Origin of the sequence: Marinobacter sp. S6332, from assembly GCF_023016045.1 — a bacterium.
GTDB lineage: Bacteria > Pseudomonadota > Gammaproteobacteria > Pseudomonadales > Oleiphilaceae > Marinobacter.
In genome coordinates, this window is the sequence record NZ_JALKAP010000002.1 from 18,186 (window position 1) to 44,076 (window position 25,891).

Genomic DNA, 25,891 nt, shown 5'->3' on the forward strand with positions numbered 1-25,891 from the left:
CCCTTCTACATACAGAAATCAACGCTCTGCTCCAATCAGTTTGTGGGCTGGCTCATGGCCAGAACCACTCTCTATTTGCTCTGGCAAAAGCTTATAGCCTCTAAACCCGGGGCGCGGCAATACGTTGGGTGTCGCCGCCGAAATGGATGGGCGCGAATAGCTGGTTGTCATTTCTATACCTGTAAGCGATTGCCCCGGGCTGATAGTGATTTCCTGCCTAAGACCTGTTACCGGGTATTCCGCACAGGCTTCGCCCGCATGGCAAATCAACCCATCGTTATCCAGGTCAGATCCGGCCACCAAAATATAGTTACCGGGCGGAACCTCATTGAGCGTTTGCGGCTCAACGCCGTCATCAGGTGCAAACGAAAACCGGTATTGCCCGTTATCAACCACCGCTGTCGTCTGAGCAACCGTCGTATAAAAGTCACCTTCCGACTCGGGATCAACCAATAAAACGAAGTGTCTGCCTGCATCACGAGCTTGCTGATCCGTTACCCTCTGGCCTATCACCGGGATTTCAAGCCTGCGCAACCTATCACTTTTGTATTCCACAACAATCGGTGCCCGAGTCGATATCCCAGCTTCAAGCGCTTCCGGGCGCAATGTTAGGGAAAGGATAAACTCCGTTCCAGTTGCCCCACTGGCAGGCGCGGAATCCAAACGCACCCAGGGTGCATTTACAGAGACAGACTCAATAGTTACAAGGCCCGGGTCGCTGCCATAAACGCTCAAGGTCACGCTCGCGGAAGAAGATCCCTCCGACGACAAGCTTACAATGGCGGGGGACGATGCCAACAAATTGGGCACCACCGCAGTAGAGGCCGCCAAAGTGGACTTGCCTGCATCGAGAAGACCCCAGCCTCGATCCACAGTTTTGGCGCAGATTTCACGGCCACAATCCTGAAAAGTCAAGTCTCCAGCCATCAACATGGCTCTCAGCCTGCCATGATCCAGAGCCGGATTGAGGCTCTTCATCAAAGCAAAAACCGCCGAGACATGCGGGGCCGCCATAGATGTTCCCTGTAAGCCTATGTAGGTCTCTTTCAGGGAGCCATTTATCAGACTGGCACTGGTGCTGCTGATTAAGTCACTGCGGCCGTCAGCGTTACCATCGCGGCTGGCATCGCCGCCGGGTGCCGCCAAATCGATCCAGCTGCCGGAATTCGAATAGGCCGACAGCTCACCTGCCCCATCAACAGCGCTTACAGAAAACACCTGATCATAGGCCGCTGGATAGGAGGCCAGCGTAGACGCAGAATTTCCCGCCGCCGCGACAAATACCACGCCTTTACTAACACCGTCAGCAATGGCCTCATTCAACTGCGATTGAAAAGGAAGCCCGCCCAAGCTCAGGTTAACAATATCAGCGCGGCGACGGTCACCAGCAGAGCCAGCAATCCAGCGCAAGGCCGCTAACAAATCCGCAGACGAACCTGTGCCCCCTTCACCCAGCACCCGAACAGGAAGCAACGAGGCGTTATATGCAATACCGGCTCCGCCTGCACCATTTACCGCAGCGGCAATGGTACCTGACACATGGGTACCATGATAAACACTGGTGCCAACAGCGTTTCCTGGGTCTGAAGGGTCATTATCCCGCCCAGAAGGCAGATCAAAGTCGTTATCAAACCCTGCGGATACGAAATCCGCACCACCAACAACGTTTGCATCCAACTCGCTGTGCCAGTTACCCGGCTCGCCATACAACCCCGTGTCCATCACTGCAACGGTAACACCAGCACCGCCGTCACTGGCTAACTGCCAGGCGGTTGGAGCGTTTACCAACTCATAATGCCACTGCTGCCCTACAGACAGATGGTTATATAGCGGCTCATTTAGCGGCGTTGTGTTCATCGCCCTCATTTTGTAGTTGGGTGTAGCCGATACCACATCCGCACGCTTGCTCAGTGCACGAACCCACTCAAGAGTCGAGTCTTGTGTTTGCAAGCCGCTATTGCGCAACGCCTGAGCCGGTGCTTGCACCAGCCAAACACCCGGCGACAACTCCCGCTTGGGCTCCATGCTTTCTTGTGGCCCAAACGAGTGTTGGGACATCTGGCTCATTCCCTGCTTAAACTCAACAATGGCCTCGGAATCGACAAAGTCGTGATCTGGCCACTCAAACCCAGCCGATAAAGCATTACCTGCTGTGGATGTCGATAGAATATAGAGCATGGGCTCAAAACCGGTCGCCTCAACAGCCAAGCTGTAAGAGCCTGCTGGCTCCGTCTCCGGTAGTGAAATCTGGACCGGGTCTGATTGGTTACCCGTAGACGCGGTGGCAATAAGACGATTACCTGTAAACAGAGACAATCTCAGCGGTGATGGGCCCTGACTGGTAGCAAACGGCTGAAGGGAAATACTCTGCTCTGCATGCAAAGGCAGAGTAAAAATATCAACAGGGTCTGCGGGGTAAACATTCCCAGGCCCATCGCCCGCGCCGGAATAGACTCCGAACGCAGGGCTCACATAACCCGCAAGAACAAATTCCGGAGGCAGAAGTTGCGCATCAGACTCGGGAGAAGCACCCAGTGCCAACGTTTCTCCATCGTCGGCATCGACCCGGGTTCCGGCTTCGATAGCGATACTGCCCGATAGCGCAACATCGCCCGGTGTTCGCCCAATGCTTCCGGAACTTCCGTCACAACCCCAAAGAGCCACAATCAGCCCCGCCAGAATTGAACACTTTAAAAACGTCGCTGCCATTGCGTGAGCATGCATTCGCACTAGCCCCTGTTTTGATGTGCCAACAAGTATACGCTACACGGCCCTTCCCAGATGCCGAGAGCTACTTAATCACTCTGGCATGATTCTACATAAATAAAAAAGCCGCCTTAGGAAACTTTCCGAAGGCGGCGCTTACATCTCACGGTGAAAATCAAGTCGCGTAGAACAACATAGGCACGAAGGCGACCAGCAACAAGGTTGGTCCCATAACCGCAACGGGTAACAGGAGCCGCTCGTAGCGATGCCAGAAGGAGCCAACACGTTCAGCCGCCAGCACTTCGTTTTCTCCAACCACCTGCCGGGTAAGGAGATGGTTCAACGCCACAGGCGGGCTGAGGTAACCCAGCTCAAACGCTACCAAGCAAACAATCCAGAAATGCAAAGGATCAATGCCCAGTTGAATAGCTGGTTGTGCCACGGTTGCCGATACCAGTATGACCGCGCCAAACGGATCCATAACCATACCGATAACCGTCAACATGAGCACGATCACAAACATCGCAAGCCAGGGACTGGTTAGATGCTCAGGGAAAAGCGTATGAACAATCTCAGAACGTTCAAGAATACCCCCTAAACAAATCGAAAAACCGATCAATGCCAGCAAAGCACCAATATGCACGGCCGAATCGCTGGCTGCAGTGCAGCTTCTGCCCCAGAAGGCTTGGGTGCGGGTTTCGTTGTCTCCACGGCTGCTACTATTGGCATCGAGAAACACCAGAGCAAGCATGACCAAAGGCAGGATCAAGGGGGCACTGTATTCGTTGAAAGATAGGCCAAGCACAAAGTAGATAGCGAAGATAACCGCCGCAGCCACCGCCACGTATGGCAGCAGGGGTTTGAGTTGTTGCAGCGATGCGTTGAAAGCGCCCGGAGCCGGTCGTGGCCGCCAGTTGCCTTCCGTTTTGCATACGATGATCGAGAACAGGGTGGCCGACATAATGAACACCCAAAAGCCCCAACCATACATTTCAGTGGTCGTGACTTCCTTGTTCAAAGCTGCGACAACCACAATCAACAAGCAGGGGTTCAAAACAACACCGAGACTCCCGGACATCGCCGTTGTTGCCAACGCCAGCTGCCGCCCAGCCCCTGCCCTGCGCAACTCATCGTAGACCACGCCGCCGACAGCAAGAATGAAAATACCGGAGGCACCGGTAAACGCCGTGGGAAAAGCTGTCGCAAAGATAATCACAGAGGCCAGCATGGGGGCAGGCAAGTTATAGGGCTTGATGACGTTCAGCAATAACTCTGGCAAGCGGGTCTGTTTAAGAACCATGCCCACCAGAACATAGAGCCCGATGTTGATAAACATCGACGACAGGTTGGACATCATGCCGAAGTAAATAGCCAGCCCTGATGCATAGCCATCAACAAAGAAAAAGTAGGCCATGGCTATCAGGCCCATGGTGCAATACAGCGGCAACACCAAACCCGAGGACAGAGCCAACCCGCCAGGCTTTATATGCTTGGGCACGTAAAGAAAACGAAAGGCGTTGACCACCATGAACAAGCCGAACACGCCTGTCCAAGCATACTGAAGTATGACTGTAGACTCGGCCCCGGGCGAGCTTGCCAACCGGCCCAAATAGGCGTTCATCGAGAAGACCATCATGCCATTAACCGCGAACTGCACCGCCTGGCTCAAGCGCCACTCTGACCGGTTTCTGGGCAGCCGCAGTGCAATATGGTCGGCATCCATAGCTGCCACCGCCGCCGCCATCGCGAAGATTGCGATAAACAGGTACTTGGTTAGCTCAATGTTATCCAGCAGAAACCCCGCCAACCCTTGCTCAACGGTCTTGAAAGCGCCCAGCGCAGGCGTAGCATGCTCAAGATTATTCTGATAGGCCGCATGTTGATCCGCGCACAGGGCAAGATTTCGTTCCAGCGAGGTGCGAATGGCATTCGGGTTCGGTGGGGAATCAAACAGATCGTCCGGATCCGGCTTATAGGCCGCAACCCGTTTGCGAACTTCTGCATCCACATTCATTTCCAACCGACACGACGGCTCCGTGGCATCTGGATTCAGCAGATAATAGTTCGGCCATGTTTGCTCACCAACCCAAAGCAAGCGCGAATGAAGCGAGTTACCCATACCGAGGAGCAGGGTAAAAAACAGCAGCAACAACAAAATAGCCCCATGAATTTTATGCACGGGGTATAGGGCTCTTGCGGCCGGTGCGGTTATGGCTTGCCAATTCATGGGTAATCCGCCCTATTATTCCCGATTTTCCGAGGTACATTCCGATGCAGACGGGTTACTGGCACAGCGAATTTTACTCAGCAGGCTCAGCATCTTGGGATGGTAAACATCAGGTGCTCCGTTTAAGCCGTCACGCATTTCAATTCGGTTCTGACGGAACATTTCCTGGTACCCCTGAACGTCTTTCTCAGGAATGCGAATCCACTTTTCTTCCGGAATCGCCGCTTCCTGATTTTTAATAAGGTTCATTGCCTGCGGGTACATACCCCAGGCTACCTGACGAGAAGCTTGGGCAGTTTCGTCTTCAAGAACGCCTTCACGGGCGATCACCTGAATAGTGAGCTGGGCCAAGGGATAGTCCACGATACCGCCGGTATCACCTATACCTTTGTAGAGTTCAAGCGCTTCATAGGCGAATGCCGGTGCGTAAGCGGTATCTACAGAACCGTTATTAAATTTGCCAGCAAAGTTGGTGATGTCTGAAGGCACCACGGTTGCCTTAACAAAGTTCACCATGTGAATAGCATCTTTCTGGTAGTCCAAGGTCGCCATCCGCTTGCCCGCTAAATCGCCCGCAGTACCCATGCTGCGGTCGTTAACAAACAAATACCCGGCGCCACCTGGCAGGATACCCAGCACTTCATAACCATCCTGCTTCATAAGCGGTGCAGCCTTGGCTTGCGCCAAAGTCGCGAGAAGCGTTTTAAGGTCATCGTAAGTAGGGAGCGCACCAACGGCACTAACGGTTCCCGTAAAACGGTTAAAAGGTCTAGTGCGAAGGTCTGTCGCAGCAACGGCATCACATTGGCCCGCGTTGAAGTCACCTACTGCAACACCTTCATCCGTGTAGGGCTTCAGATCATAGTCCACACCGTGAGATTTCATCTCTAGGGCGTAGTCCTTAACCATGTTGAACATGTCACCGTTTGCGCCAATCACATCAAAGACGCACATTTTTACGGTTTGTGCTGAAGCCAAGGGCGTTATGGCAGCGAGAGTCAAGGCGGTAAGGGATTTGCGGATCATAACGACCTCCTAATCATTCTTGTGTTTGTATTGAGTTTATTAGGCGGCCGAATACCGCCACCGGCGCTAACCAATCAGAGCAATCCATCCAGACTCATGGTTTCAATATTTTCAGTGTTGCGTTCCGGGCTCATTTTTCCGAAGAACGTCTGTGGCGTGCGGTAGCCGTACTCAGCTGTCCAGTGCTTGTCTGAGGAAAACCGAATGATGTTCTCGGCCACATAATCGGCCAAGCGATACTTCTCCCATACTTCAATGGTGTCGTCCGCTTCTACAAAGCGGTGAATAACATCAGCTAAAATATCTGTGCGACCGAAGGTTTCTGCAGCTACCGCTTCAAGGGCCATGGAAGCGCGCATTCCAGAGCGCACGCCAGAGGCCGAACTATTTTCAAGCACCTGCCAAGGGTCGGGGGACTGTTCTGGTCGGGTATCCGGTAACAATAACCAAACCATCGCGCGCACAGCATTGGGCAGGCCACCGGTTTTATCGTTATCAATACAGGTTGCGGCGCGCTCAGCTTGCGGCGCGATGTTGCGCGGTATGCCTGCACGGGCGCCGGAATTGGCATCATTCACAACCGCCTGCAAACCCGTTAGCAAGCCGAGCAGAAAGGTAATCTCATCCTGCTCACTTTGCAGATTTGGGCACTCAAGAGGCTCTTTGGAAGGATCGAAATCGTAAGCCGCCATCGCCCTAAGGAAAGCCACCTCACGACGTTTAGCGGTGAGTGCATATAAGCGCTTGGAGCGCTCGCGGGCATCTTTGGCAGCTGGCACATCGCCTTCATAGTCTGCCCGCAAATAGTCGAGTTCAGCTTCCCAGGCGTCGTACTCCATACAATTGGCAGCTAGCAGCATCAACAAAGAGCCACTGGTATCCGGTGCATCATTGATCCGCGAGAAAGAATAGAGCAAGGGGTCAATACCTTCCCCAAGGGCGCATGCCATTTCCGGATCAGACATCTGCATGACATAAGGGGTGGCTTCGCCCTCAGAGTAATTCGCCAATACAAATCCGGTCGTTTTGTAGATCGGGTGTAAGGAACAGCCGGTAAATAAAACCGCGATTGCCAGTAAAGCCAGTTTGTTGCGCACCGCCATCAGACGGCTGGCGTGTGTTACCAGTATGGACATCGTTAAGTCACCCTGATCTGAATTATTTTTATCAGTATGAAACACAGTCAACTCTGTGATTCTGGTGGCAAGGGTGCGTTTAAAGGGGGCCTACAAAAATGGCTCGTTTGCCGAATTGCTTGTGCCTATCAGGCCAATGGCCTGAAATGGGAAGCCTGTATTTTTGCTTTATATCAATAAAAACAATTAGATAGAAAGAATCAAAAAAATAATACGCGCTCGAACATTTTGTTACAAAATGACGACTAACTCTCATAATGACCTGCCTGCAAGAACAGGCTTTTTAGCTCAAGCCCAGCATGGCCACCACCTGATCGGTTAGGTCGTTTTGAGTCAAGCCGCCGCGTTCTGGTCGGTACCAGGTAACTGTCCAACTCAGTGCACCCGTCAACATACGGCGCACTATGAATGGATCGGCAACGAGAGCGCCTTCCTCTTTCAAGCCGGTCAACACATCCAACCATAAAGCTTCGTAGATATCTCGAAGCTCAAGCACTTCGGCTCGGGATGCTTCCGAGAGGCTTCGCCACTCAAATACCAGAACAGCCATGGCTTCTCCGGTCTGGCCATTAATCGATTCCAGCTCGGCACTTACCAGTGCTCTCAACTTCTCTCGATTGGAATCAGCCGAGTTCATTGCAGCCTGCATTAGAGCAGTATTCAGCCTGATGGTTTCTACCATCACCGCTTTCAATATTTCTTCTTTGGTACGAAAGTGATGGAACAAGCTTCCGGACTGAATGCCAACGGCTGCCGCCAAATCCCTCACTGTAGTGCGTTCATACCCCTTCTCACGAAAAAGACGGGCTGCTTCCCGAAGCAATCGTCCACGGGCACTTTCGAGATCTGAAACCAAATTTTCAGCAACGAGTGATTGGAGAATTTTGTCTTGATTCACAGGTAATTCCAGCGGTTTTAAAAGAACCAATATTCTACCTGAGATTTACCTGTTTACAAACCAAGCGCTTGCTTGGTATTGTCTAGTTAACGGTTCAACAGTTGCCGGCACACATTCGTGATACACAAGGCAACACAGCTACAGGATGCACAGACATGACGAATTCACCGAAGACTATCCGGATCGGTTGTTCCTCCGCTTTCTGGGGCGACACTGAAACAGCCGCAGCGCAACTGGTTCACAAAGGTAATATTGATTACCTGGTTTCCGACTACTTGGCCGAAGTCACCATGTCGATCATGGCTGGCCAGAAGATGAAAGACCCCAGCCAAGGCTACGCCCGGGACTTTGTTGAAACAGTTATGGGACCCCTACTGGCCGACATCAAAGAGAAAGGTATTCGCGTACTAAGCAACGCTGGTGGCGTGAACCCGGTAGCTTGCCGCGACGCTTTACAGACTCTGTGCGAAAAAGCCGGCGTTGATATGAAAATTGCCTTGGTACTCGGGGATGATCTGCTACCCCAGAAACAGGACCTGAGCAAAGCGGGTATTACCGAAATGGCCACCGGCGCACCCATGCCGGCGATGATGGTTAGCCTGAACGCATACCTTGGCGCATCTGGTTTGGCAGCTGCTCTGGATCAGGGCGCAGACATTGTTCTTACTGGCCGTGTGGTCGACAGTGCTTTGGTGCTTGCACCTCTGGTTCACGAATTCGGCTGGGACTGGAAGGACTACGACAAACTGGCACAAGCCAGCCTTGCAGGTCACTTGTTGGAGTGCGGAGCGCAATCTACAGGCGGTAACTTTACCGACTGGGAAGCCGTTGCTGAGGGATTCGCTGATATGGGCTTCCCGATTGCTGAAGTTAGCCCAAGCGGCGAGTTCGTTGTTACAAAACCGGAAGGCACTGGCGGCCTAGTAAGCCGCGGCACGGTAGCTGAGCAATTGGTTTACGAGATTGGTGATCCCCGTGCCTATTTACTGCCCGATGTTACCTGCGACTTCACGGATGTTGAGCTCATAGAAAGCGGGCCAGACCGTGTAACCGTTCGAGGCGCTCGCGGCTTGCCACCCACTGACAGCTACAAGGTATCTGGCACTTGGCCGGATGGCTTCAAATGTACCGCAACTTTCCTGCTTGCTGGCATTGACGCTCCTAAAAAAGCTCAGGCAGTGGCTGATGCCATTCTTACGAAAACATCACGCCTGTTCCAGGAGCGTGGCCTGCCGGACTATACCGAAACCAGTGTCGAACTGCTGGGTACGGAAACCACATACGGTAAGCAAGGGCGCGGCCAAGGCAGCCGGGAGATCATCGTTAAAATCAGCGCAGCTCACCCAAAGAAAGGTGCTCTGGTACTGTTCTCCCGTGAAATTGCACAAGCCGCTACGGGAATGGCTCCAGGCCTGACAGGCATTGTGGGAGGACGCCCCTCCGTGTGGCCAAAGATTCGACTTTATTCGTGCCTGGTTCCCAAGAGTGAGGTTGCAGTCTCTGTTGACCTGAACGGTGAGCAAATCCCTGTTTCCGTAGACAGCGCCGGTGGCTTCCAGCCCGGCATGATCAAAGATCAAGCCCCAATTGCAGCTGCATCGACAACCGACACCACTGTGCCATTAATTGACCTGGCATGGGCTCGCAGTGGTGACAAAGGTGACCACAGCAACATTGGTGTTATCGCGCGCAAACCTGAGTTCGTTCCTTTTATTGCAGCCGCGCTGAGCGAAGAAGCGGTAGCTGAATGGATGGAACACACATTGAACCCGGAAAGCGGCAAGGTCACTCGATGGACGCTGCCAGGCCTGCACGCATTCAACTTCCTGCTGGAGCACAGTCTGGGCGGAGGTGGCGTGGCCAGCCTGCGCATTGATCCTCAAGGTAAGGCATTTGCGCAGCAGTTGCTGGAGTTTCCGGTGCCTGTGCCTGCGGGCCTGGTTCGTTCCTGATTCTATGAAGTATGCACTCTGGGTGGCCGGGACGGCCACCCAGAGCGCTCATACATTGGGCAAGGTTATTAAACTATGAGTTATCAGTCCGTTTTTCATCCTGACCTGTTCAAGGGTCAAGTATTTATCGTGACCGGGGGCGGCTCTGGCATCGGACGCTGCACCGCGCACGAACTGGCCGCGCTTGGTGCCAAAGTTGCACTGGTGGGCCGCAAAGTCGAAAAAGTTGAAGCCGTAAAAGCAGAAATTGTTGAAGACGGTGGCATTGCTTCGGCTCACGTATGCGATATCCGCGAGGAAGAGTCTGTAAAAGCCACGGTGAAAGCCATTATCGCGGAGCATGGCGGTCTGAATGGTGTGGTTAACAACGCCGGTGGCCAGTTCCCTTCTCCTCTGGCGGGCATCAACCAGAAAGGCTGGGAAACGGTGGTTCGCACCAACCTTACCGGCGGCTTTTTGATGGCGCGGGAGGCCTACACTCAGGCGTTGTCGAAAACCGGCGGCGCTATCGTAAACATTGTGGCGGACATGTGGGGCGGCATGCCCGGCATGGGGCATTCGGGTGCAGCTCGGGCTGGCATGGTGAACTTCACTCAGACAGCCGCTGTGGAATGGGGCACCTCCGGCGTTCGCGTGAATGCGGTTGCGCCAGGCTGGATTGCCTCCAGCGGTATGGATAACTACCCGGAACACATGAAGCAGTGGATTCGTAGTCTTGGCGATAACGTGCCCATCAAGCGTATGGGGACTGAATCTGAAATCAGTGCGGCAATCTGCTTCCTGCTAAGCCCTGGCGCGTCCTTCATCAGCGGTGACTGCCTGCGTATAGACGGTGCGGCCTCCCAAGGCACCCGGATATGGCCACTGCCCAAGGCAAAAAACAATGAGCCCTTCAATGGCTTCCACCGGGCTGTAACGCCCAAAGTGCTCAGCGAGGATTAAGGAACTTCTTATGCAAACACTGGAAACCAGTATTAATCCCCAGTCCGACGAGTTTCGCGGCAACATCGAGGCCATGAATGCGCACATCCAGACCTTTCGGGATGTGGAGCAGAAAGTTCTCGATCTGGCCGAGGCAGCACGGGAAAAGTTTACCAAGCGCGGCAAGCTTCTGCCCCGGGATCGCATCAACCGTTTGCTGGATCGTGGCACACCGTTTCTAGAGCTGTGCTCTCTGGCTGGCTACAAAATGCACGATGATAAAGACGGCAGCATGGCTGGTGGCGGCATCATCGCCGGTATAGGAACCGTTAGCGGCATTCGCTGCCTAGTTGTAGCGAGCAACAGCGCCATCAAAGGCGGTACCATTACGCCTGCCGGACTGGATAAAACCTTGCGTCTGCAGCAGATCGCTAAAGAGAACAAACTGCCGATCGTCTCCCTGTCCGAGAGTGGCGGTGCCAACCTCAACTACGCCACGGATATTTTCGTGCAGGGCGCCCGCGGGTTTGCCAACCAAGCGCGCATGTCTGCTGCCGGGCTACCGCAGGTTACTGTGGTACACGGTAACGCGACCGCCGGCGGTGCCTATCAGCCCGGCTTGTCGGATTACGTGATCGCGATTCGCGGTAAGGCCAAGATGTTCCTGGCCGGCCCGCCACTGCTAAAAGCCGCAACCGGTGAAATTGCCGACGACGAAGAGCTTGGCGGTGCAGAAATGCACGCACAGACTGCCGGTACTGTTGAATATCTGGCCGAAGACGACGCAGACGGCATCCGCCAGGCGAGAAACGTCATGGAAGCTCTGCCCTGGAACGAACAGCTCCCACCACAGCGCGAGCTGAAATGGGAAGAGCCTCTTTATCCTGCGGAAGAGCTACTGGGCGTTATCCCCTCGGATTCTAAAAAGCCTTACGACGTGCGCGAAATTCTGGCGCGCATAAGTGACGGCTCCAAGTTCATGGACTTCAAGAATGAGTTCGACAGCCAAACCGTCTGCGGCACCATTCGCGTAGAAGGACACTCCGTCGGCATCATCGGTAACAACGGCCCGATCACCCCGGCCGGCAGCGCCAAGGCAGCCCAGTTTATTCAACTCTGCGACCAGGCAGGCACGCCATTATTGTTCCTGCACAACACCACAGGATTCATGGTGGGCACGCATTCCGAGCAGAACGGCATCATCAAAAACGGCTCAAAAATGATCCAGGCTGTTGCCAACTGCCGCGTGCCTAAAGTTGCGGTAGTGATCGGTGGCTCCTACGGTGCCGGAAACTACGCCATGTGTGGCCGCGGCCTTGACCCCCGTTTCATCTTCGCCTGGCCCAACAGCCGAACAGCCGTTATGGGCCCGGCCCAAGCCGGCAAGGTAATGCGTATTGTGGCGGAAGACAAACAGCGCCGCACCGGCGTCGAGCCAGACCCTAAAACTCTCGAGTTCCTGGAACAGGCGACAGCCAAGAAACTGGAAGACGGCTCGACAGCCCTGTTTGGTACAGCTCGGCTATGGGATGACGGCTTGATCGACCCGAGGGACACCCGAAAAGTTGTGGCACTGGTACTCGACATGTTCCGCGAAGCCGATGCCCGCCAGCTTCGACCAAACACCTTTGGCGTAGCGCGGCTCTGATCCAAACATACGAAACACTGAGTATTCAAAAGATAGAAAGCGTGCTTCAAACAAGCGAAGGCACGAACCAAAAAACAGCAGGAGAACACATCGTGAAATTTACAGCCGAACACGAAGCTCTAAGAAAAACCGTCCGCGATTTCGTACAGAAAGAAATCAACCCCCATTGTGACGAGTGGGAAGAAGCTGGCCACTTTCCCATTCGCGAAATATTCAAGAAATTAGGCGACCTTGGCGTACTAGGCATCCAGAAGCCTGAAGAATACGGCGGCATGGGGCTGGACTACAGCTACAATCTGGTTGCCGCTGAAGAATTGGGCATGGCCAACTGTGGCGGTGTGCCCCTGGCAATTGGTGTTCAGACCGACATGTGCACCCCTGCCATCGCGCGCTTTGGTTCGGATGAACTGAAGCGCAGCTTCCTGGCCCCGGCCATTGCCGGCGACATGGTTGGCTGCATTGGCGTAAGTGAAGTAGGTGCAGGTTCCGACGTGGCTGGCCTGAAAACCACTGCCAAAAAAGACGGCGATGATTACATCATCAACGGCTCCAAAATGTGGATCACCAACAGCCCTCAGGCCGACTTCATTTGCTTGCTGGCCAACACCAGCGACGACAAGCCCCACAAGAACAAATCACTGATCATCGTACCCATGAATTCCCCGGGCATTACCATGAGCCCGCACTTGAACAAGCTGGGCATGCGTTCCTCGGAAACTGCTCAGATTTTCTTTGACGACGTTCGTGTTCCCCAGCGCAACCGCATTGGCGCCGAGGGCACTGGCTTCATGATGCAGATGCTGCAGTTCCAGGAAGAACGTTTGTGGGGTGCGGCCAACGTTATCAAAGCGCTGGAAAACTGCATCGACCAGACTATCGAGTACTGCCGTGAGCGTAAGACCTTTGGTACACCGCTGATCGACAATCAGGTCATTCACTTCCGCATGGCCGAGTTGCAAACAGAAGTAGAGGCTCTGCGCGCCCTGACCTACAAAGCTTGCGAGCTGCATATAGAAGGCAAAGACGTCACCAAACTCGCCTCCATGGCCAAGCTGAAAGCCGGTCGTCTGGGCCGCGAAGTTACCGATAGCTGCCTGCAATACTGGGGCGGTAACGGCTTCATGTGGGACAACCCGGCATCCCGCGCATTCCGCGATGTTCGCCTGGTGTCTATCGGCGGCGGTGCCGATGAAATCATGCTGGGTATTATCAGCAAGATGATGGGCATTCTGCCTGGCAAGCGCTAAGGCTAAAGCTTGGTGCCAGACCGGTAGCCCGGTTGAACTCTTCAGGACACGCCCGCGAGTACGTCCCAGTAGGGCTCGATCGGGCCATCCCTGGCCCTCAACGGTCCTGAAGAGTTCAACCGGGCTACCGGCCCCAAATCAATGTTCGTGGAGTCTATCAATGGAAACCTTGCCTCATTGCGAAACACTGCTTCTGGAGAAACAGGGGCCAGCACTGCATGTCACCATCAACCGGCCGGAATCCCGCAATGCCATGAGCCTGCAGATGGTAGCAGAGCTGTCCACTATTTTTACCGAAGTGGAATCTGACACCAGCATCCGCGCCGTTGTCATCCGCGGCTCCGGCGGCCACTTCTGTGCTGGTGGCGATATCAAAGATCTAGCTGGTGCCCGCAGCCAAAAAGCCGGCGAAGGCGAAGCTGACCCCTTTTACGTTCTCAACCGCGCCTTTGGAGCGATGATTCAGCAAGTGAACGAATCCTCCAAGGTCGTCATCGCCGTCACTGAAGGTGCAGTAATGGGCGGCGGATTTGGCTTGGCCTGCGTATCCGATGTTGCTATCGCGGGACCCACCGCGAAATTCGGCATGCCGGAAACCACCCTCGGCATCCTCCCTGCGCAGATTGCGCCATTCGTCGTAGAACGAATTGGCCTGACCCAAGCCCGCCGGCTTGCGCTGCTTGGTTTGCGAATCAGTGCGGAAGAAGCTTGCACACTGGGCATCGTTCATCAGGTTGCATCATCTGATAGTGAGCTAGACGACATGCTGGCGCACGCTGTTGAACGCGTTCGCAACTGTGCACCCATCGCCACAGCAGAGACCAAAGCACTGCTCCACCGGGTTGGACATGAATCCATGAGCGGATTACTCGACAGCGCAGCCGAAATGTTCGCCGCAGCCGTTAAAGGCAGCGAAGGTAACGAAGGCACTATGGCATTCATGCAGAAGCGTCCACCAGCCTGGGCAGACACGAACACATGATGAGGGAGCGCTTGGGTGCGGGGGTGTTTTCAGAAAATGTAGAGGGCCATGGATGGCCCGAAACAAGCGCACATGGATGTGCCCGTAGCGGTTTTCTGAAAACACCCCCGTACCCGAGCGCGAACTGGCACGAAATCGAGAGACCAGCACAATGCTAAAAAAACTATTAATAGCAAACCGTGGCGAAATCGCAGTGCGCGTTATTCGCACCGCCAAAGCCCTCGGATACCGCACCGTCGCCGTATACTCCGAGGCTGACGCCAATGCCATGCACACCGAACTGGCAGACGAAGCCGTTTGCATAGGCCCCGCACAAGTATCCGCGTCCTACCTGAATGCCGACGCCATACTCGAAGCCGCCCGCAAAACTGGCGCCGACTGCATTCATCCGGGTTACGGTTTCCTCTCCGAGAACTCAGGCTTTTCAGACGCCTGCAAAGAGGCTGGCATCGTATTCGTTGGCCCGCCAGCGGCCGCCATCGAACTCATGGGTAGCAAGCGACGCTCTAAAATCGCCATGCAAAAAGCCGGCGTACCGGTAGTTCCCGGATACGAAGGCGACAACGCCAGCGACGACGAACTCATAGCTGCAGCATCTGACATCGGCTATCCGCTGATGATTAAAGCCTCCGCCGGCGGCGGTGGCCGAGGCATGCGCCTCGTGCACAGCGAATCCGAGTTGGCCGACAACATCAAACGGGCACGTTCCGAATCCAAGCAAGCTTTTGGCGACGACGAACTGATCCTCGAAAGAGCAGTAATCGAACCCCGCCACGTAGAAATTCAGGTGTTCGCCGACCAGCACGGCAATGCCGTCTACCTCGGCGAGCGGGACTGCTCCGTACAGCGTCGCCACCAGAAAGTCGTCGAAGAAGCACCCTCACCCTTCGTGACGCCGGAACTCCGGGCCGCCATGGGCGAAGCTGCTGTTAAAGCAGCGCTGGCCTGCAACTACGAAGGCGCAGGCACCGTCGAATTCCTCGTCGACAAAGACCGCAACTTCTACTTTCTGGAAATGAACACACGTCTGCAGGTAGAGCACCCGGTTACCGAACTGATTACCGGTCAGGACCTGGTGGCTTGGCAGCTCAGTGTTGCCGAAGGCCTGCCATTGCCTCTGGCTCAGAATGACATCGAATTGAACGGCCACGCCATCGAGGTACGGCTCTACGCGGAAGACCCGTCCAACGGCTTCACGCCCCAGACCGGCCCCTTGCATGTGTTCCAGCCTGCAGAAGGAGAAGGCCTGCGATATGACACAGGCGTGCGTTCAGGCGATGAAATAACGCCCCACTACGACCCCATGCTTGCAAAGGTTATTGCCTGGGGTGAAAACCGCGACGAAGCACGCCGCCGCCTGATTCGCGCTCTGGAAGATACAGCCGTATTTGGTGTCACCACCAACCGGCATTTCCTCGGCCGAATCATCGCAGACAGCACCTTTGGTGCCGGTGAGGCAACCACGGCATTTTTGCAACAGGCTTTCAGTGACGATCCTTCACTGCAACCAGCCAAACTGCAAATCCGTCAGCTTGCCATCGCAGCTTGTGTACTGGCTCACGATGCTTCCGGCAATAAAGCCTGGAGCAACGCCCCCGCTACGAACACACCCATGAAGCTTGCCATTGGCGACGAGACAGTTGAATTACTGGTGCAAAGCAGTGGTAACAAAGTGTCCTGCAGCTTGGGTGACGAACACCACGAATTGGTCGTGACCAGCCTGAACAACGGCGTTTTATGCATTATCGACAAGGATATTCGTCAGCGTTGCCAATATCACCGCGCTGGGGATTCCCTATATTTACAAGCGTTCGGAGAGTCGTGGTCGGTTACTGATCTCACTCACCAGCCTGCAGCAGGTGCGAATGGTGCCGGTAGTGGGCGCATTCAGGCCTCTATGGACGGCGCCATTATCGACGTTTTGGTAGAAGCCGGCCAAACCGTTAGCCAGGGCGACACCCTCGTGATACTCGAAGCCATGAAGATGGAACACCCGGTCAAAGCCGACTGCGACGGTGTCGTAGCTCAGGTACTGACCACCAAAGGCGATCAGGTCAAGCGTAATCAATTGCTGGTGGAAGTGACCACCGGCGAAGCATCCGAACAGGAGAACAAACAGTGAACACATTGAAAAACCAAACCGTATTTATTACCGGCGCCAGCCGGGGCATCGGCCGTGCTATCGCCCTCGCCTGTGCACGCCAGGGCGCGAACGTTATTATCGCGGCAAAGTCAGACACACCTCACCCCAAGCTGCCAGGCACCATACACACCGTAGCCGAAGAAGTTCGTGCGGCGGGCGGTCAGGCACTGCCGTTGGTACTCGACGTGCGCGATGAAGATCAAATCAAGCAGCGTATCGATGAGGCCGCTGAGCACTTTGGTGGTATCGACGCCCTGATCAATAACGCTGGCGCCATTCGCCTGACGGGTGTAGAAAACCTAAAGGTCAGCCGTTTTGACCTCTTGCATCAAGTAAATGCACGTGCCGTGCTTGCATGCAGTCAGGCTGCCCTGCCCTGGCTCAAAAAATCCAAGCGCGCGCACATTCTGAGCATGTCACCGCCGCTGAACCTTGACCCGAAATGGTTTGCTCAGTTCGGACCATACACATCCACAAAATACGCCATGACCATGATCAGCATTGGTATGGCTCAGGAATTCAAACGTTACGGCATTGCCGTTAACACACTTTGGCCAAAAACACTTATCTCAACCGCTGCCATTGAGCATGAAGCGGGCGGAGCCCAAATGATGTCCCAAGGCAGGACTCCTGAGATTATGGCAGACGCAGCCGTAAGCATCCTGAATCACACTATTGAAGAGATGACAGGGCAAAACCTGATAGACGAAAACGTGTTGCGTCAGGACGGCGTAACCGATTTTGAAGGCTACCGTTATGAGGCCAACGACAAGCCGTTGTTGCCAGACCTCTACCTGGACTAGCCCTAACCTATAAAAACACCTGACGGAAAGACCATGAGCCAAGATAACGTTACTGCACTGGATCTGATGCGCAGCCTGCCGGGAGTTTTCAAACGGCTCCCCGCAATTGCCAAAGGCTATTACTACTACTCAGTGAAGAATGCGAGCAAGCCCCTCACCCTCGGAACTCTCGTAGAGAAGAATGCCGAAAAATACCGGGATAAAACGGCTATTTTGTTTGAGGAGCGCAGCATCACCTGGGGCGAATTCAATGCCTGGTCCAATCGCATTGCGGCTTATCTTCAAGCTCAGGGTCTGAAAAAGGGCGACTCAATTGCAGTCTTACTTGAGAATCGCCCAGAAATTCTGGCAGTAGTCGCAGGCGCGGCCAAGATTGGCGTTGCCTGCGCCATGCTGAACTCCTCCCAACGAGGTAAGGTGCTGGAACACAGCATTAACCTAACAAGCCCAAAAATGATCGTGGTTGGTGAAGAACTGGTGCCTTCACTTGATGACATCAAAGCCAGCCTCCAGCTTGATCATCCCAGCCCACTTCTGTTCCTTGCTGACACCAACACCCTGAACTCCTTTGGTGATGCGCCTTCGGGCTACGCCAACATGGCACAGCAGGTGAGCACGTTTAACAGCAACAATCCGGAGCTGAGCGATCCCCCCAGAACCGGCGATACAGCAATTTTTCTCTTTACATCCGGTACCACCGGCCTACCCAAGGCCGCACCTGGATCACACACCAAATTCATAAAAGCTTACGGCGGCTTTGGGATGATGGCGCTTTCGATGACGCCAGACGACGTTTTCTACTGCACTCTGCCCTTGTATCACGGTACTGGTTTGGTGGTGTGCTGGAGCACTGCTCTGGCGGGAGGTTCTGCCTTCGCCTTGCGCAGGAAATTCTCCGCTAGCGCCTTCTGGGATGACGTGCGCCGCTACGATGCAACAGCCTTCGGTTACATTGGCGAACTCTGCCGCTACCTGCTGAATCAGCCGCCAAGTGACCAGGATCGCAATCATCGCCTGACTAAAATGCTGGGCAATGGTTTACGGCCCTCCATCTGGAATGAGTTCAAAGACCGTTTCGGTATTGAAACCGTCTCGGAACTCTACGCTTCCAGTGAAGGTAACGTCGGTTTCAGTAATTTCTTCAACATGGACAACACCGTCGGCCTGTCTACAGCGCCGTACAAACTGGTCAAGTTCCACGACGGCACCCGAGACCCGATTCGCAATGAGAAAGGCATACTGGAGGAAGCCGAGAACGGCGAGCCAGGCCTGCTTATCAGCGAGAACACAAAGAAATGGGCTTTTGAAGGCTACACCCAGAAAGAAGCCACAGAAAAATCCCTCATTCGGGATGCTTTCAAAAAAGGCGACGCCTGGTTCAACACGGGTGATGTTTTAAAATCAATCGGTTGTGGGCATCTGCAGTTTGTGGACCGAATGGGCGATACCTTCCGCTGGAAAGGCGAGAACGTTTCGACCAACGAGGTGGAGAACATCATCGATGGTTCGGGCATGGTGGAGGAAGCCATCGTTTATGGCGTGGAGATTCCGAAAACCAATGGCAAGGCTGGTATGGTTACGTTGGTACCGAGCAAGGGTAGTTTCGATATCAACAAACTGCTGACTTACTTGCAGGCCAACCTGCCTGCTTATGCGGTTCCAGTGTTTATTCGTGTGACTGAAGCCATCGAGAAAACCGGAACCTTCAAGTACCGAAAGGTGGATATTCAGAAAGCTGGCTACGCGCTGGAGCGCCCTAATGAAGAAGTTTATGCGTGGCTGCCAAAAACTGAGGGTTACACGCTGCTGACCCCTGACTTGGTTTCGGATATTGATTCTGGGCAGTTTAATTTCTGAATGTATCGTTGCCTGTAGATTATGGCCCTAGCCTTTTAGATCGGGGGTAGCCATGCAGGGCGGGTCTTCCCAAAAACCGCTACAAGCACATCCATGTGCGCTTGTTTCGGGCCATCCTTGGCCCTCTACATTTTTGGGAAGACCCGCCCTGCATCGCTTTTACAATATCGTGCGATAGTCCTTAAAACAGAAACCCTCTTCTATTTATAAAAGCGCATTACTGGAGATAACTAAGAAGCTGGATAGTGAGAGTGAGCGCCCCCTCCCAAAAATGTCTGCGGCCATGGATGGCCGCAGTCAAGCCCACATGGATGTGCTCGTAGCGTTTTTTGGGAGGGGGCGCTCACTCTCACCTACACCCAAGCCAACAGGCTACAAACGGTCAAAACTCAAGAGCCAACCTTCAGCACCACCTTGCCAGTAGCACGCCGCTCAGTGAGCGCACCCAGAGCCTTGGCGTAATCCTCGAATTCGTACACTTCACTAATGTTCGGGTCAATTTTGCCTTCAGCATAGAGTTTCATCAGCTCCATCATATTCTGAGCGCTAGCTTCCGGCTCACGCTGGGTGAAACTGCCCCAAAATACGCCAACAACCGAACAACCCTTCAGCAGTGTCAGATTGGCAGGAATTTTCGGAATGTCGCCAGCAGCAAAGCCGATGATCAAATGGCGACCATTCCACGCCATGGCACGCAAAGCCTGCTCTGTGAAGTCACCACCTACGGGATCATAAATTACATCCACTCCTTTACTATTCGTCAGGCGCTTTACGGCATCCTTTAACGGCTCTTCGGTATAGTTGATCACCTCATCCGCACCAGCCGCCTTGGCAATCTCCAGCTTCTCAGCGGAGCTGGCAGCGGCGATCACGCGGGCACCCATGGCTTTTCCCAACTCCACAGTTGCCAAGCCCACTCCACCACTGGCACCCAACACCAGAAGGCTCTCGCCCGGCTGAATATTGGCGCGCTGTTTAAGGGCGTAGTACGAGGTACCGTATACCATGGTAAACGCAGCGGCCTTTTCATCACTCATGCCTTTCGGTATCGGCAGCAGGTTGTGCTCAGGTACGATGACTTCTTCTGCAAAGGCGCCGTAGCCGGTCAACCCCGCCACACGGTCACCGATTTTAAAACGGGTTACCTTGTCCCCTACAGCAATAACCTCACCAGACAACTCACCACCGGGGGAGAATGGCATGGTCGGCTTAAGCTGGTACTTGCCTTCTATAATCAGAGTATCGGGAAAGTTCAGTCCCGCCGCTTTTACGCGGACTTTAACTCCACGACCTTTGGCTTCGGGGCTAGGTACATCCTCAATAACGAGGGATTCGGCTGGACCATATTCTTTGCAGAGAATCGCTTTCATGGTGGCTCCTTTGATAAAACTCTATTGTTATCGAATCTCGCAAAGCTAAACAGACTCTCTCCATGAAGCAAATAAAGAACCTTTATCCAGATCTATAAATACAGCTTATACCCTATTCATCAAATACACGGACCAGCAGATGAATCGGAAGCAGTTTTCAGCTATTCTTCGCGTTCCTGATACAAGCTGTTCAAAAACCGTTCGCCCTCCTTTCAGGATGCCTCATGCCAGATATTGTTTACTCCCTTGAAATGATAGGAATTATCGCCTTCGCCATATCAGGCATGATGGTTGCCCGCTCCAAAAACATGGACCCGGTTGGTGTATTTACCATCGGGTTTATTACTGCTCTGGGAGGCGGGACGTTGCGCGACCTCATGATGGATAACCATCCACTTTATTGGATCAAACACGAAGAGCAGCCCATTCTAATTCTCGCCATGGCCGTGGTATTCAGCTATTGGAAACACACGGAGCGTATCCGCCCATCATGGATTGTGTTTCCGGATGCCATAGGGCTTGGTATTTTTTCGATTCTGGGGGCGCAGCTGGCGCTCGATCTGGGCCACTCGTGGTTTATCGCATCGCTACTAGGCGTCATGACCGGTACGTTTGGCGGTGCGCTACGAGATACGCTCTGTAACGATGTGCCTTTTATTTTTCGTAAAGATCAAATCTACGCATCGATTTCCTTTGCCGGCTGCTGGCTTTATTTTCTTTGCCAGTGGGGGCTTGAGAGCGAGACCTTATCGTTAACCATTGGGCTTCTCTTTATCGTTATTGTCCGCATGGCAGCGGTGCGTTTTGATATACGCTTACAGCGCGACCCCACGTAAAGCCGATGATTAGGGACCCTAACCTTGTGTCCCTAATCATCACTTGGCGGGACAACCCTCAACCGGTAAGATTACCGTTTTTTCACGCTGTATTTATTCGATTACCAACTGTTTTCCGTTCTTAACAGACTCCAAATCCTACATTCAGGCATCCTGAGAGGCAGACACCCGTCATGCTCGAACGACTGTTCCAACTTCAGGCCCACGGCACCAACGTTCGTAAAGAACTGGTTGCGGGCATCACCACCTTCCTGACCATGGCCTATATTATTGTGGTCAACCCCAGCATCCTGTCTTCAACAGGCATGGATTTCGGGGCGGTATTTGTTGCTACTTGTCTGGCCGCAACCATCGGCACACTCATAATGGGTCTGTGGGCCAACTATCCGATCGCTCTGGCGCCGGGGATGGGGCTAAACGCTTTTTTCTCCTTCACAGTTGTGGGCAGTCTTGGGTACAGCTGGCAGGTGGCGCTAGGGGCCGTCTTCCTCTCAGGCCTAATCTTCTTCCTGCTGAGTATTTTCAAGATCCGCGAATGGATCATAAACAGCATCCCCATGTCTTTGCGCTTCGGGATTTCTGCCGGTATCGGCTTCTTCTTGGCGCTTATCGCGCTGAAGAACGCGGGTATCGTGGTCGATCATCCTGCAACATTGGTTGGCTTAGGTGAACTGAAAACCGCAGAGAGCCTGCTGTTCTTTGGCGGGTTTGTTCTGATTTGCGCCCTGTCTTTCCGCCGCATAACCGGCGCGGTAATGATTGGTATTATTGCGGTCACAGTGATCGCAATGATGCTGGGCCTAGTAGAGTACAAGGGTTTCGTTTCCGCACCGCCAAGCCTGGCGCCCACGTTCATGCAATTGGACATTGCCGGTGCGTTGAATGTTGGCATGATCAGTGTTGTGTTCGCATTTTTGTTTGTGGATCTGTTTGATACTTCAGGCACGTTGATTGGTGCTGCCCAGCGCGGCGGGCTTCTAGATAAAGACGGCAAGCTGCCACGTCTTGGCCGTGCCCTAATGTCTGACTCTGTGGCCACCATGTCTGGCGCCGCCCTCGGTACTTCCACCACTACAAGCTACATTGAATCCACTGCAGGCATTTCCGCCGGTGGGCGCACCGGCCTAACCTCTGTCGTTGTTGCCTTGCTGTTTCTCGCTTGCCTTCTGCTTTCACCCATTGCCAGCATTATCCCAGCCTACGCTACAGCGCCAGCGCTGCTTTACGTTGCTGTGTTGATGGCCAGCGGGCTGAAACTGATAGACTGGGACGACATTACTGAAGCCGCGCCAGCAGTAGTAACAGCGCTGATGATGCCCCTCACCTTCTCAATCGCTAACGGTATTGCTCTGGGTTTTATCACTTACGCTGTGATCAAAGCTCTAAGCGGGCGCTGGTCAGACCTGAACGCAAGTGTTGTGGTGATCGCCATCGTTTTCATCCTGAAATTCATGTTTTTGGACGCAGGTTAAACTGCGTCCAAACTAAGAGCCTGATTTTTTATGGATTACTTCTCTCAAAGCATCAAACAAGCCATCCGCACCGTGCCGGACTGGCCCAAGCCCGGCGTTGCTTTCCGGGATATCACCACGGTTCTACAGGATAAAACGGCCTTCCGAAAACTGATCGATGCATTCGTGCACCGCTACCACGGCCATAAAATTGATGCAGTAGCCGCAGTGGATGCCAGAGGTTTCATCATTGGCTCGGCGCTAGCCTACGAGCTCAACGCATCACTGGTTTTGGTGCGTAAGAAGGGCAAACTGCCGTTCGACACACTTGTTGAAGACTATGAGCTGGAGTACGGAACCGCCTCGGTAGAGCTGCACCAAGATGCGTTCAAACCCGGCGATCAGGTGGTGCTGGTGGACGACTTGATCGCTACCGGCGGCACCATGCTTGCAGCAGCCCGGTTGATTCGCCGCATTGGCGCAGACATTGTGGAAGTGGCTGCAATGATTGATCTCCCCGACCTTGGCGGGTCGACCAAGCTGCAGGAAGAGGGGTTAAAGGTCTATACTGTATGTTCGTTTGAGGGCGAATAGCAGCCTCGCCCTCCTCGCGCGCAATCAAGCGCGCGGCTAGGAACACTACCAGAACATCTGGAGGTCGAGATGGATCAGTATCAGCATCATTGGAAAGATGGCACACCGGTGCACCTGCCTTTGGGCAAGATCGTCTGCGTTGGCCGGAACTACGCGGAGCATGCCAAAGAACTCGACAACCCGGTGCCGACCGAACCTCTGTTGTTTATCAAGCCAGCCACCTCGGCCGTGCATGTGACCCGGCCTCTAAGCTTTGCTGCCAATCACGCTCAGGTACACTTTGAAACCGAACTGGCTGTGCTGATTGGCAAGCCGCTTACCAACGCTTCTGCCAGCGAGGCTCAGGCGGCCATTCTCGGTTACGGATTGGCGCTGGACTTAACCTTGCGGGATCTACAAAGCCAACTAAAAGACAAAGGGCACCCTTGGGAGCGGGCCAAAGCGTTTGATGGCGCCTGTCCTTTATCCCCGTTTGTAGCTGCCGAACACTTCCGTAATGAGCACATACTCTTCAGCCTCGATATCGACGAGCAACGCCAACAAAGCGGTGATACTAGGGACATGCTATTCCCGATTATTCCGTTGCTCGCTCATATCAGTAGTCATTTCACACTGTTACCGGGAGATGTAGTGCTCACGGGGACACCAAAGGGGGTCGGCCCCCTGCACTCAGGTCAAACTCTAGCGCTGCAGTTGGAGGATCAGTTGTCTGTTTCCACCAAAGTGGTTTAACCTGGACTGACACAATCTTTCTATCTAAAGAGTACGTATAGTCAGGCATGGCAAAAAAACCGGTTACCTCACGCAGTGGTCGTTTCTTTAAGCTTGCTGGCATGACTGCCTCGGTGGCAGGCCAATACGCTGGTCAAAAAGCTCGCAGCATGTTCAGCAGCGAAAATGACGATGGCGCTCGCAGCGAAAGCTATACCCGCATGGCCAACCGCATTACCGATACGCTCGGTGAGATGAAAGGTGCGGCCATGAAAGTGGGCCAGATTGCCTCCCAAACTCAGGATTTCCTGCCCCGGGAGTTCTCTGATGCGCTGCAGAAACTACAGAAAGAAGCGCCGCCCATGCCGTTCGAGGTTATTCTTGAGCAGGTAGAGACGGAACTGGGCAAACCGGTTGGCGAGCTATTCGAGTACCTGCAAGAAACACCCTATGCCGCAGCCTCCATTGGCCAGGTACATCGCGCTCGGCTACACGACGGTACAGATGTCATTGTGAAGGTGCAGTATCCCGGTGTGGATGAATCCTGCGATTCCGACCTTAAGCAGTTGCGCCTAGCGTTAAAGCTTGGTGGGCTGCTAAAGATGCCGAAAGAGTCGGTGGATCAGCTGTTCACGGAGATTCGCGAGCGCCTGAGAGAAGAGTTGGATTATGAGAACGAGGCCCGCAACATCGATTTGTTCCGGGAGTTTCATAAAAATGATCCATGGGTGGTTATTCCTGCTGTTATCCCCAGCCACTCGACCCGTCATGTGCTGACGCTTGCGCTTGAGGAAGGCGATCATGTGAGTGAGGTGACGCCGGAACTCTATGATCAGGCTACGATCAATCTGATTGGCCATCGTATGTTTACAACCATGGCGGATCAATTATTCCGTTTTCAGTGCATCCATGGCGATCCTCATGCCGGAAACTTTGCGTATCGGCCGGATGGCAGTGTTGTGATGTACGATTTCGGCTGTGTTAAGAAGCTGAAGCCGGAGATTGTTGAGGCTTATCGTAATGCGGTTACGGCTGCGTTGGCTGAGGATTATAAGGCGCTGGATGCGTATTTGATTGATTTGGGTGCTCGGGTTGGGAGCCAGCCGGCTATTGATGAGGCCTATTACGCGATGTGGCGGGATATTCTTGTGGTACCGTTTGATTCTGAGCAGCCTTATGATTTTGGTGAGTCGAGTATTCATAAGCATGTGGCGGCTAAGACGAGTACGGTGTTTAAATATTTGGATTCGTTTAAGCCTCCGGTTGAAAGTATTTTTATTGATCGGATGATTGCGGGGCACTATTGGATGCTGAAGCGGCTGGGAGTTCAGGCTGCCTTTGGGGAGGAGCTTCGTCGTTATTTGGGAGGATCACCCTAGCCTC

At 53.8% G+C, this 25,891-nt stretch carries 19 protein-coding genes; 13 read left to right on the plus strand and 6 right to left on the minus strand.

All coding sequences use genetic code 11. The annotated features are described in order from the left end of the window. Positions 1-18: 18 nt before the first annotated feature. The 5 genes from MWU62_RS02720 to MWU62_RS02740 all read right to left on the minus strand — a co-directional run bounded on the left by MWU62_RS02720 (position 19) and on the right by MWU62_RS02740 (position 7,993). Complete coding sequence (locus MWU62_RS02720) at positions 19-2,724, minus strand: S8 family serine peptidase (protein ID WP_247113333.1); 2,706 nt, start codon at positions 2,722-2,724, stop codon at positions 19-21. A gap of 157 nt (positions 2,725-2,881) precedes the next feature. After that, positions 2,882-4,933 (minus strand): TRAP transporter large permease subunit, encoded by a 2,052-nt coding sequence (locus MWU62_RS02725; RefSeq protein ID WP_247113335.1) that lies wholly within the window; start codon positions 4,931-4,933, stop codon positions 2,882-2,884. 15 nt (positions 4,934-4,948) lie between these two features. Further along, on the minus strand, positions 4,949-5,959 hold the full coding sequence (locus tag MWU62_RS02730; protein ID WP_247113336.1) for a putative solute-binding protein: 1,011 nt from the start codon (positions 5,957-5,959) through the stop codon (positions 4,949-4,951). 74 nt (positions 5,960-6,033) lie between these two features. Next, on the minus strand, positions 6,034-7,062 hold the full coding sequence (locus MWU62_RS02735; protein WP_247113766.1) for a hypothetical protein: 1,029 nt from the start codon (positions 7,060-7,062) through the stop codon (positions 6,034-6,036). A gap of 316 nt (positions 7,063-7,378) precedes the next feature. Then, positions 7,379-7,993 (minus strand): TetR/AcrR family transcriptional regulator, encoded by a 615-nt coding sequence (locus MWU62_RS02740; RefSeq protein WP_247113338.1) that lies wholly within the window; start codon positions 7,991-7,993, stop codon positions 7,379-7,381. Positions 7,994-8,148: 155 nt separating this feature from the next. Between MWU62_RS02740 and MWU62_RS02745 the strand changes: the two genes are divergently transcribed. The 8 genes from MWU62_RS02745 to MWU62_RS02780 all read left to right on the plus strand — a co-directional run bounded on the left by MWU62_RS02745 (position 8,149) and on the right by MWU62_RS02780 (position 19,546). Next, positions 8,149-9,945: an acyclic terpene utilization AtuA family protein gene (locus MWU62_RS02745; protein ID WP_247113339.1), complete on the plus strand. Its 1,797-nt coding sequence runs from the start codon at positions 8,149-8,151 to the stop codon at positions 9,943-9,945. Positions 9,946-10,020: 75 nt separating this feature from the next. Further along, positions 10,021-10,887 carry an SDR family oxidoreductase gene (locus MWU62_RS02750; protein WP_247113340.1) on the plus strand — a complete coding sequence of 289 codons (867 nt, stop codon included), beginning with the start codon at positions 10,021-10,023 and terminating at the stop codon, positions 10,885-10,887. Positions 10,888-10,897: 10 nt separating this feature from the next. Further along, the gene (locus MWU62_RS02755; protein WP_247113342.1) at positions 10,898-12,514 is read left to right on the plus strand and encodes an acyl-CoA carboxylase subunit beta; all 1,617 of its coding nucleotides are present in this window, start codon (positions 10,898-10,900) and stop codon (positions 12,512-12,514) included. 92 nt (positions 12,515-12,606) lie between these two features. Further along, positions 12,607-13,761 (plus strand): citronellyl-CoA dehydrogenase, encoded by a 1,155-nt coding sequence (gene atuD / locus MWU62_RS02760; protein ID WP_247113344.1) that lies wholly within the window; start codon positions 12,607-12,609, stop codon positions 13,759-13,761. 160 nt (positions 13,762-13,921) lie between these two features. After that, positions 13,922-14,743, plus strand: coding sequence for an enoyl-CoA hydratase-related protein (locus MWU62_RS02765; RefSeq protein WP_247113345.1), 822 nt, complete (start codon positions 13,922-13,924; stop codon positions 14,741-14,743). Positions 14,744-14,894: 151 nt separating this feature from the next. After that, positions 14,895-16,865, plus strand: coding sequence for an acetyl/propionyl/methylcrotonyl-CoA carboxylase subunit alpha (locus tag MWU62_RS02770; protein WP_247113347.1), 1,971 nt, complete (start codon positions 14,895-14,897; stop codon positions 16,863-16,865). Next, positions 16,862-17,689 (plus strand): NAD(P)-dependent oxidoreductase, encoded by an 828-nt coding sequence (locus MWU62_RS02775; protein ID WP_247113348.1) that lies wholly within the window; start codon positions 16,862-16,864, stop codon positions 17,687-17,689. The genes MWU62_RS02770 and MWU62_RS02775 overlap by 4 nt, the downstream gene beginning before the upstream one ends. A gap of 33 nt (positions 17,690-17,722) precedes the next feature. Beyond that, a complete protein-coding gene (locus MWU62_RS02780; protein ID WP_247113349.1) occupies positions 17,723-19,546 on the plus strand; it encodes a long-chain-acyl-CoA synthetase in 1,824 nt (607 codons plus the stop codon). A gap of 389 nt (positions 19,547-19,935) precedes the next feature. On the opposite strand, the gene MWU62_RS02785 is transcribed toward MWU62_RS02780, so the two are convergent. Beyond that, the gene (locus tag MWU62_RS02785; protein WP_247113351.1) at positions 19,936-20,916 is read right to left on the minus strand and encodes an NADPH:quinone oxidoreductase family protein; all 981 of its coding nucleotides are present in this window, start codon (positions 20,914-20,916) and stop codon (positions 19,936-19,938) included. Positions 20,917-21,140: 224 nt separating this feature from the next. Here MWU62_RS02785 and MWU62_RS02790 point away from each other — a divergent pair, with 224 nt between their 5' ends. The 5 genes from MWU62_RS02790 to MWU62_RS02810 all read left to right on the plus strand — a co-directional run bounded on the left by MWU62_RS02790 (position 21,141) and on the right by MWU62_RS02810 (position 25,887). Beyond that, the gene (locus MWU62_RS02790; protein WP_216008726.1) at positions 21,141-21,752 is read left to right on the plus strand and encodes a trimeric intracellular cation channel family protein; all 612 of its coding nucleotides are present in this window, start codon (positions 21,141-21,143) and stop codon (positions 21,750-21,752) included. A gap of 173 nt (positions 21,753-21,925) precedes the next feature. After that, on the plus strand, positions 21,926-23,224 hold the full coding sequence (locus MWU62_RS02795) for an NCS2 family permease (protein ID WP_200365244.1): 1,299 nt from the start codon (positions 21,926-21,928) through the stop codon (positions 23,222-23,224). A gap of 30 nt (positions 23,225-23,254) precedes the next feature. Further along, a complete protein-coding gene (locus MWU62_RS02800; protein ID WP_200365246.1) occupies positions 23,255-23,797 on the plus strand; it encodes an adenine phosphoribosyltransferase in 543 nt (180 codons plus the stop codon). A 69-nt stretch (positions 23,798-23,866) separates the two neighbouring features. Further along, positions 23,867-24,529, plus strand: a complete 663-nt coding sequence (locus MWU62_RS02805; RefSeq protein WP_247113352.1) for a fumarylacetoacetate hydrolase family protein — start codon at positions 23,867-23,869, stop codon at positions 24,527-24,529. Positions 24,530-24,576: 47 nt separating this feature from the next. Then, positions 24,577-25,887: an AarF/ABC1/UbiB kinase family protein gene (locus MWU62_RS02810; protein ID WP_247113353.1), complete on the plus strand. Its 1,311-nt coding sequence runs from the start codon at positions 24,577-24,579 to the stop codon at positions 25,885-25,887. The last annotated feature ends 4 nt before the right edge of the window (positions 25,888-25,891 follow it).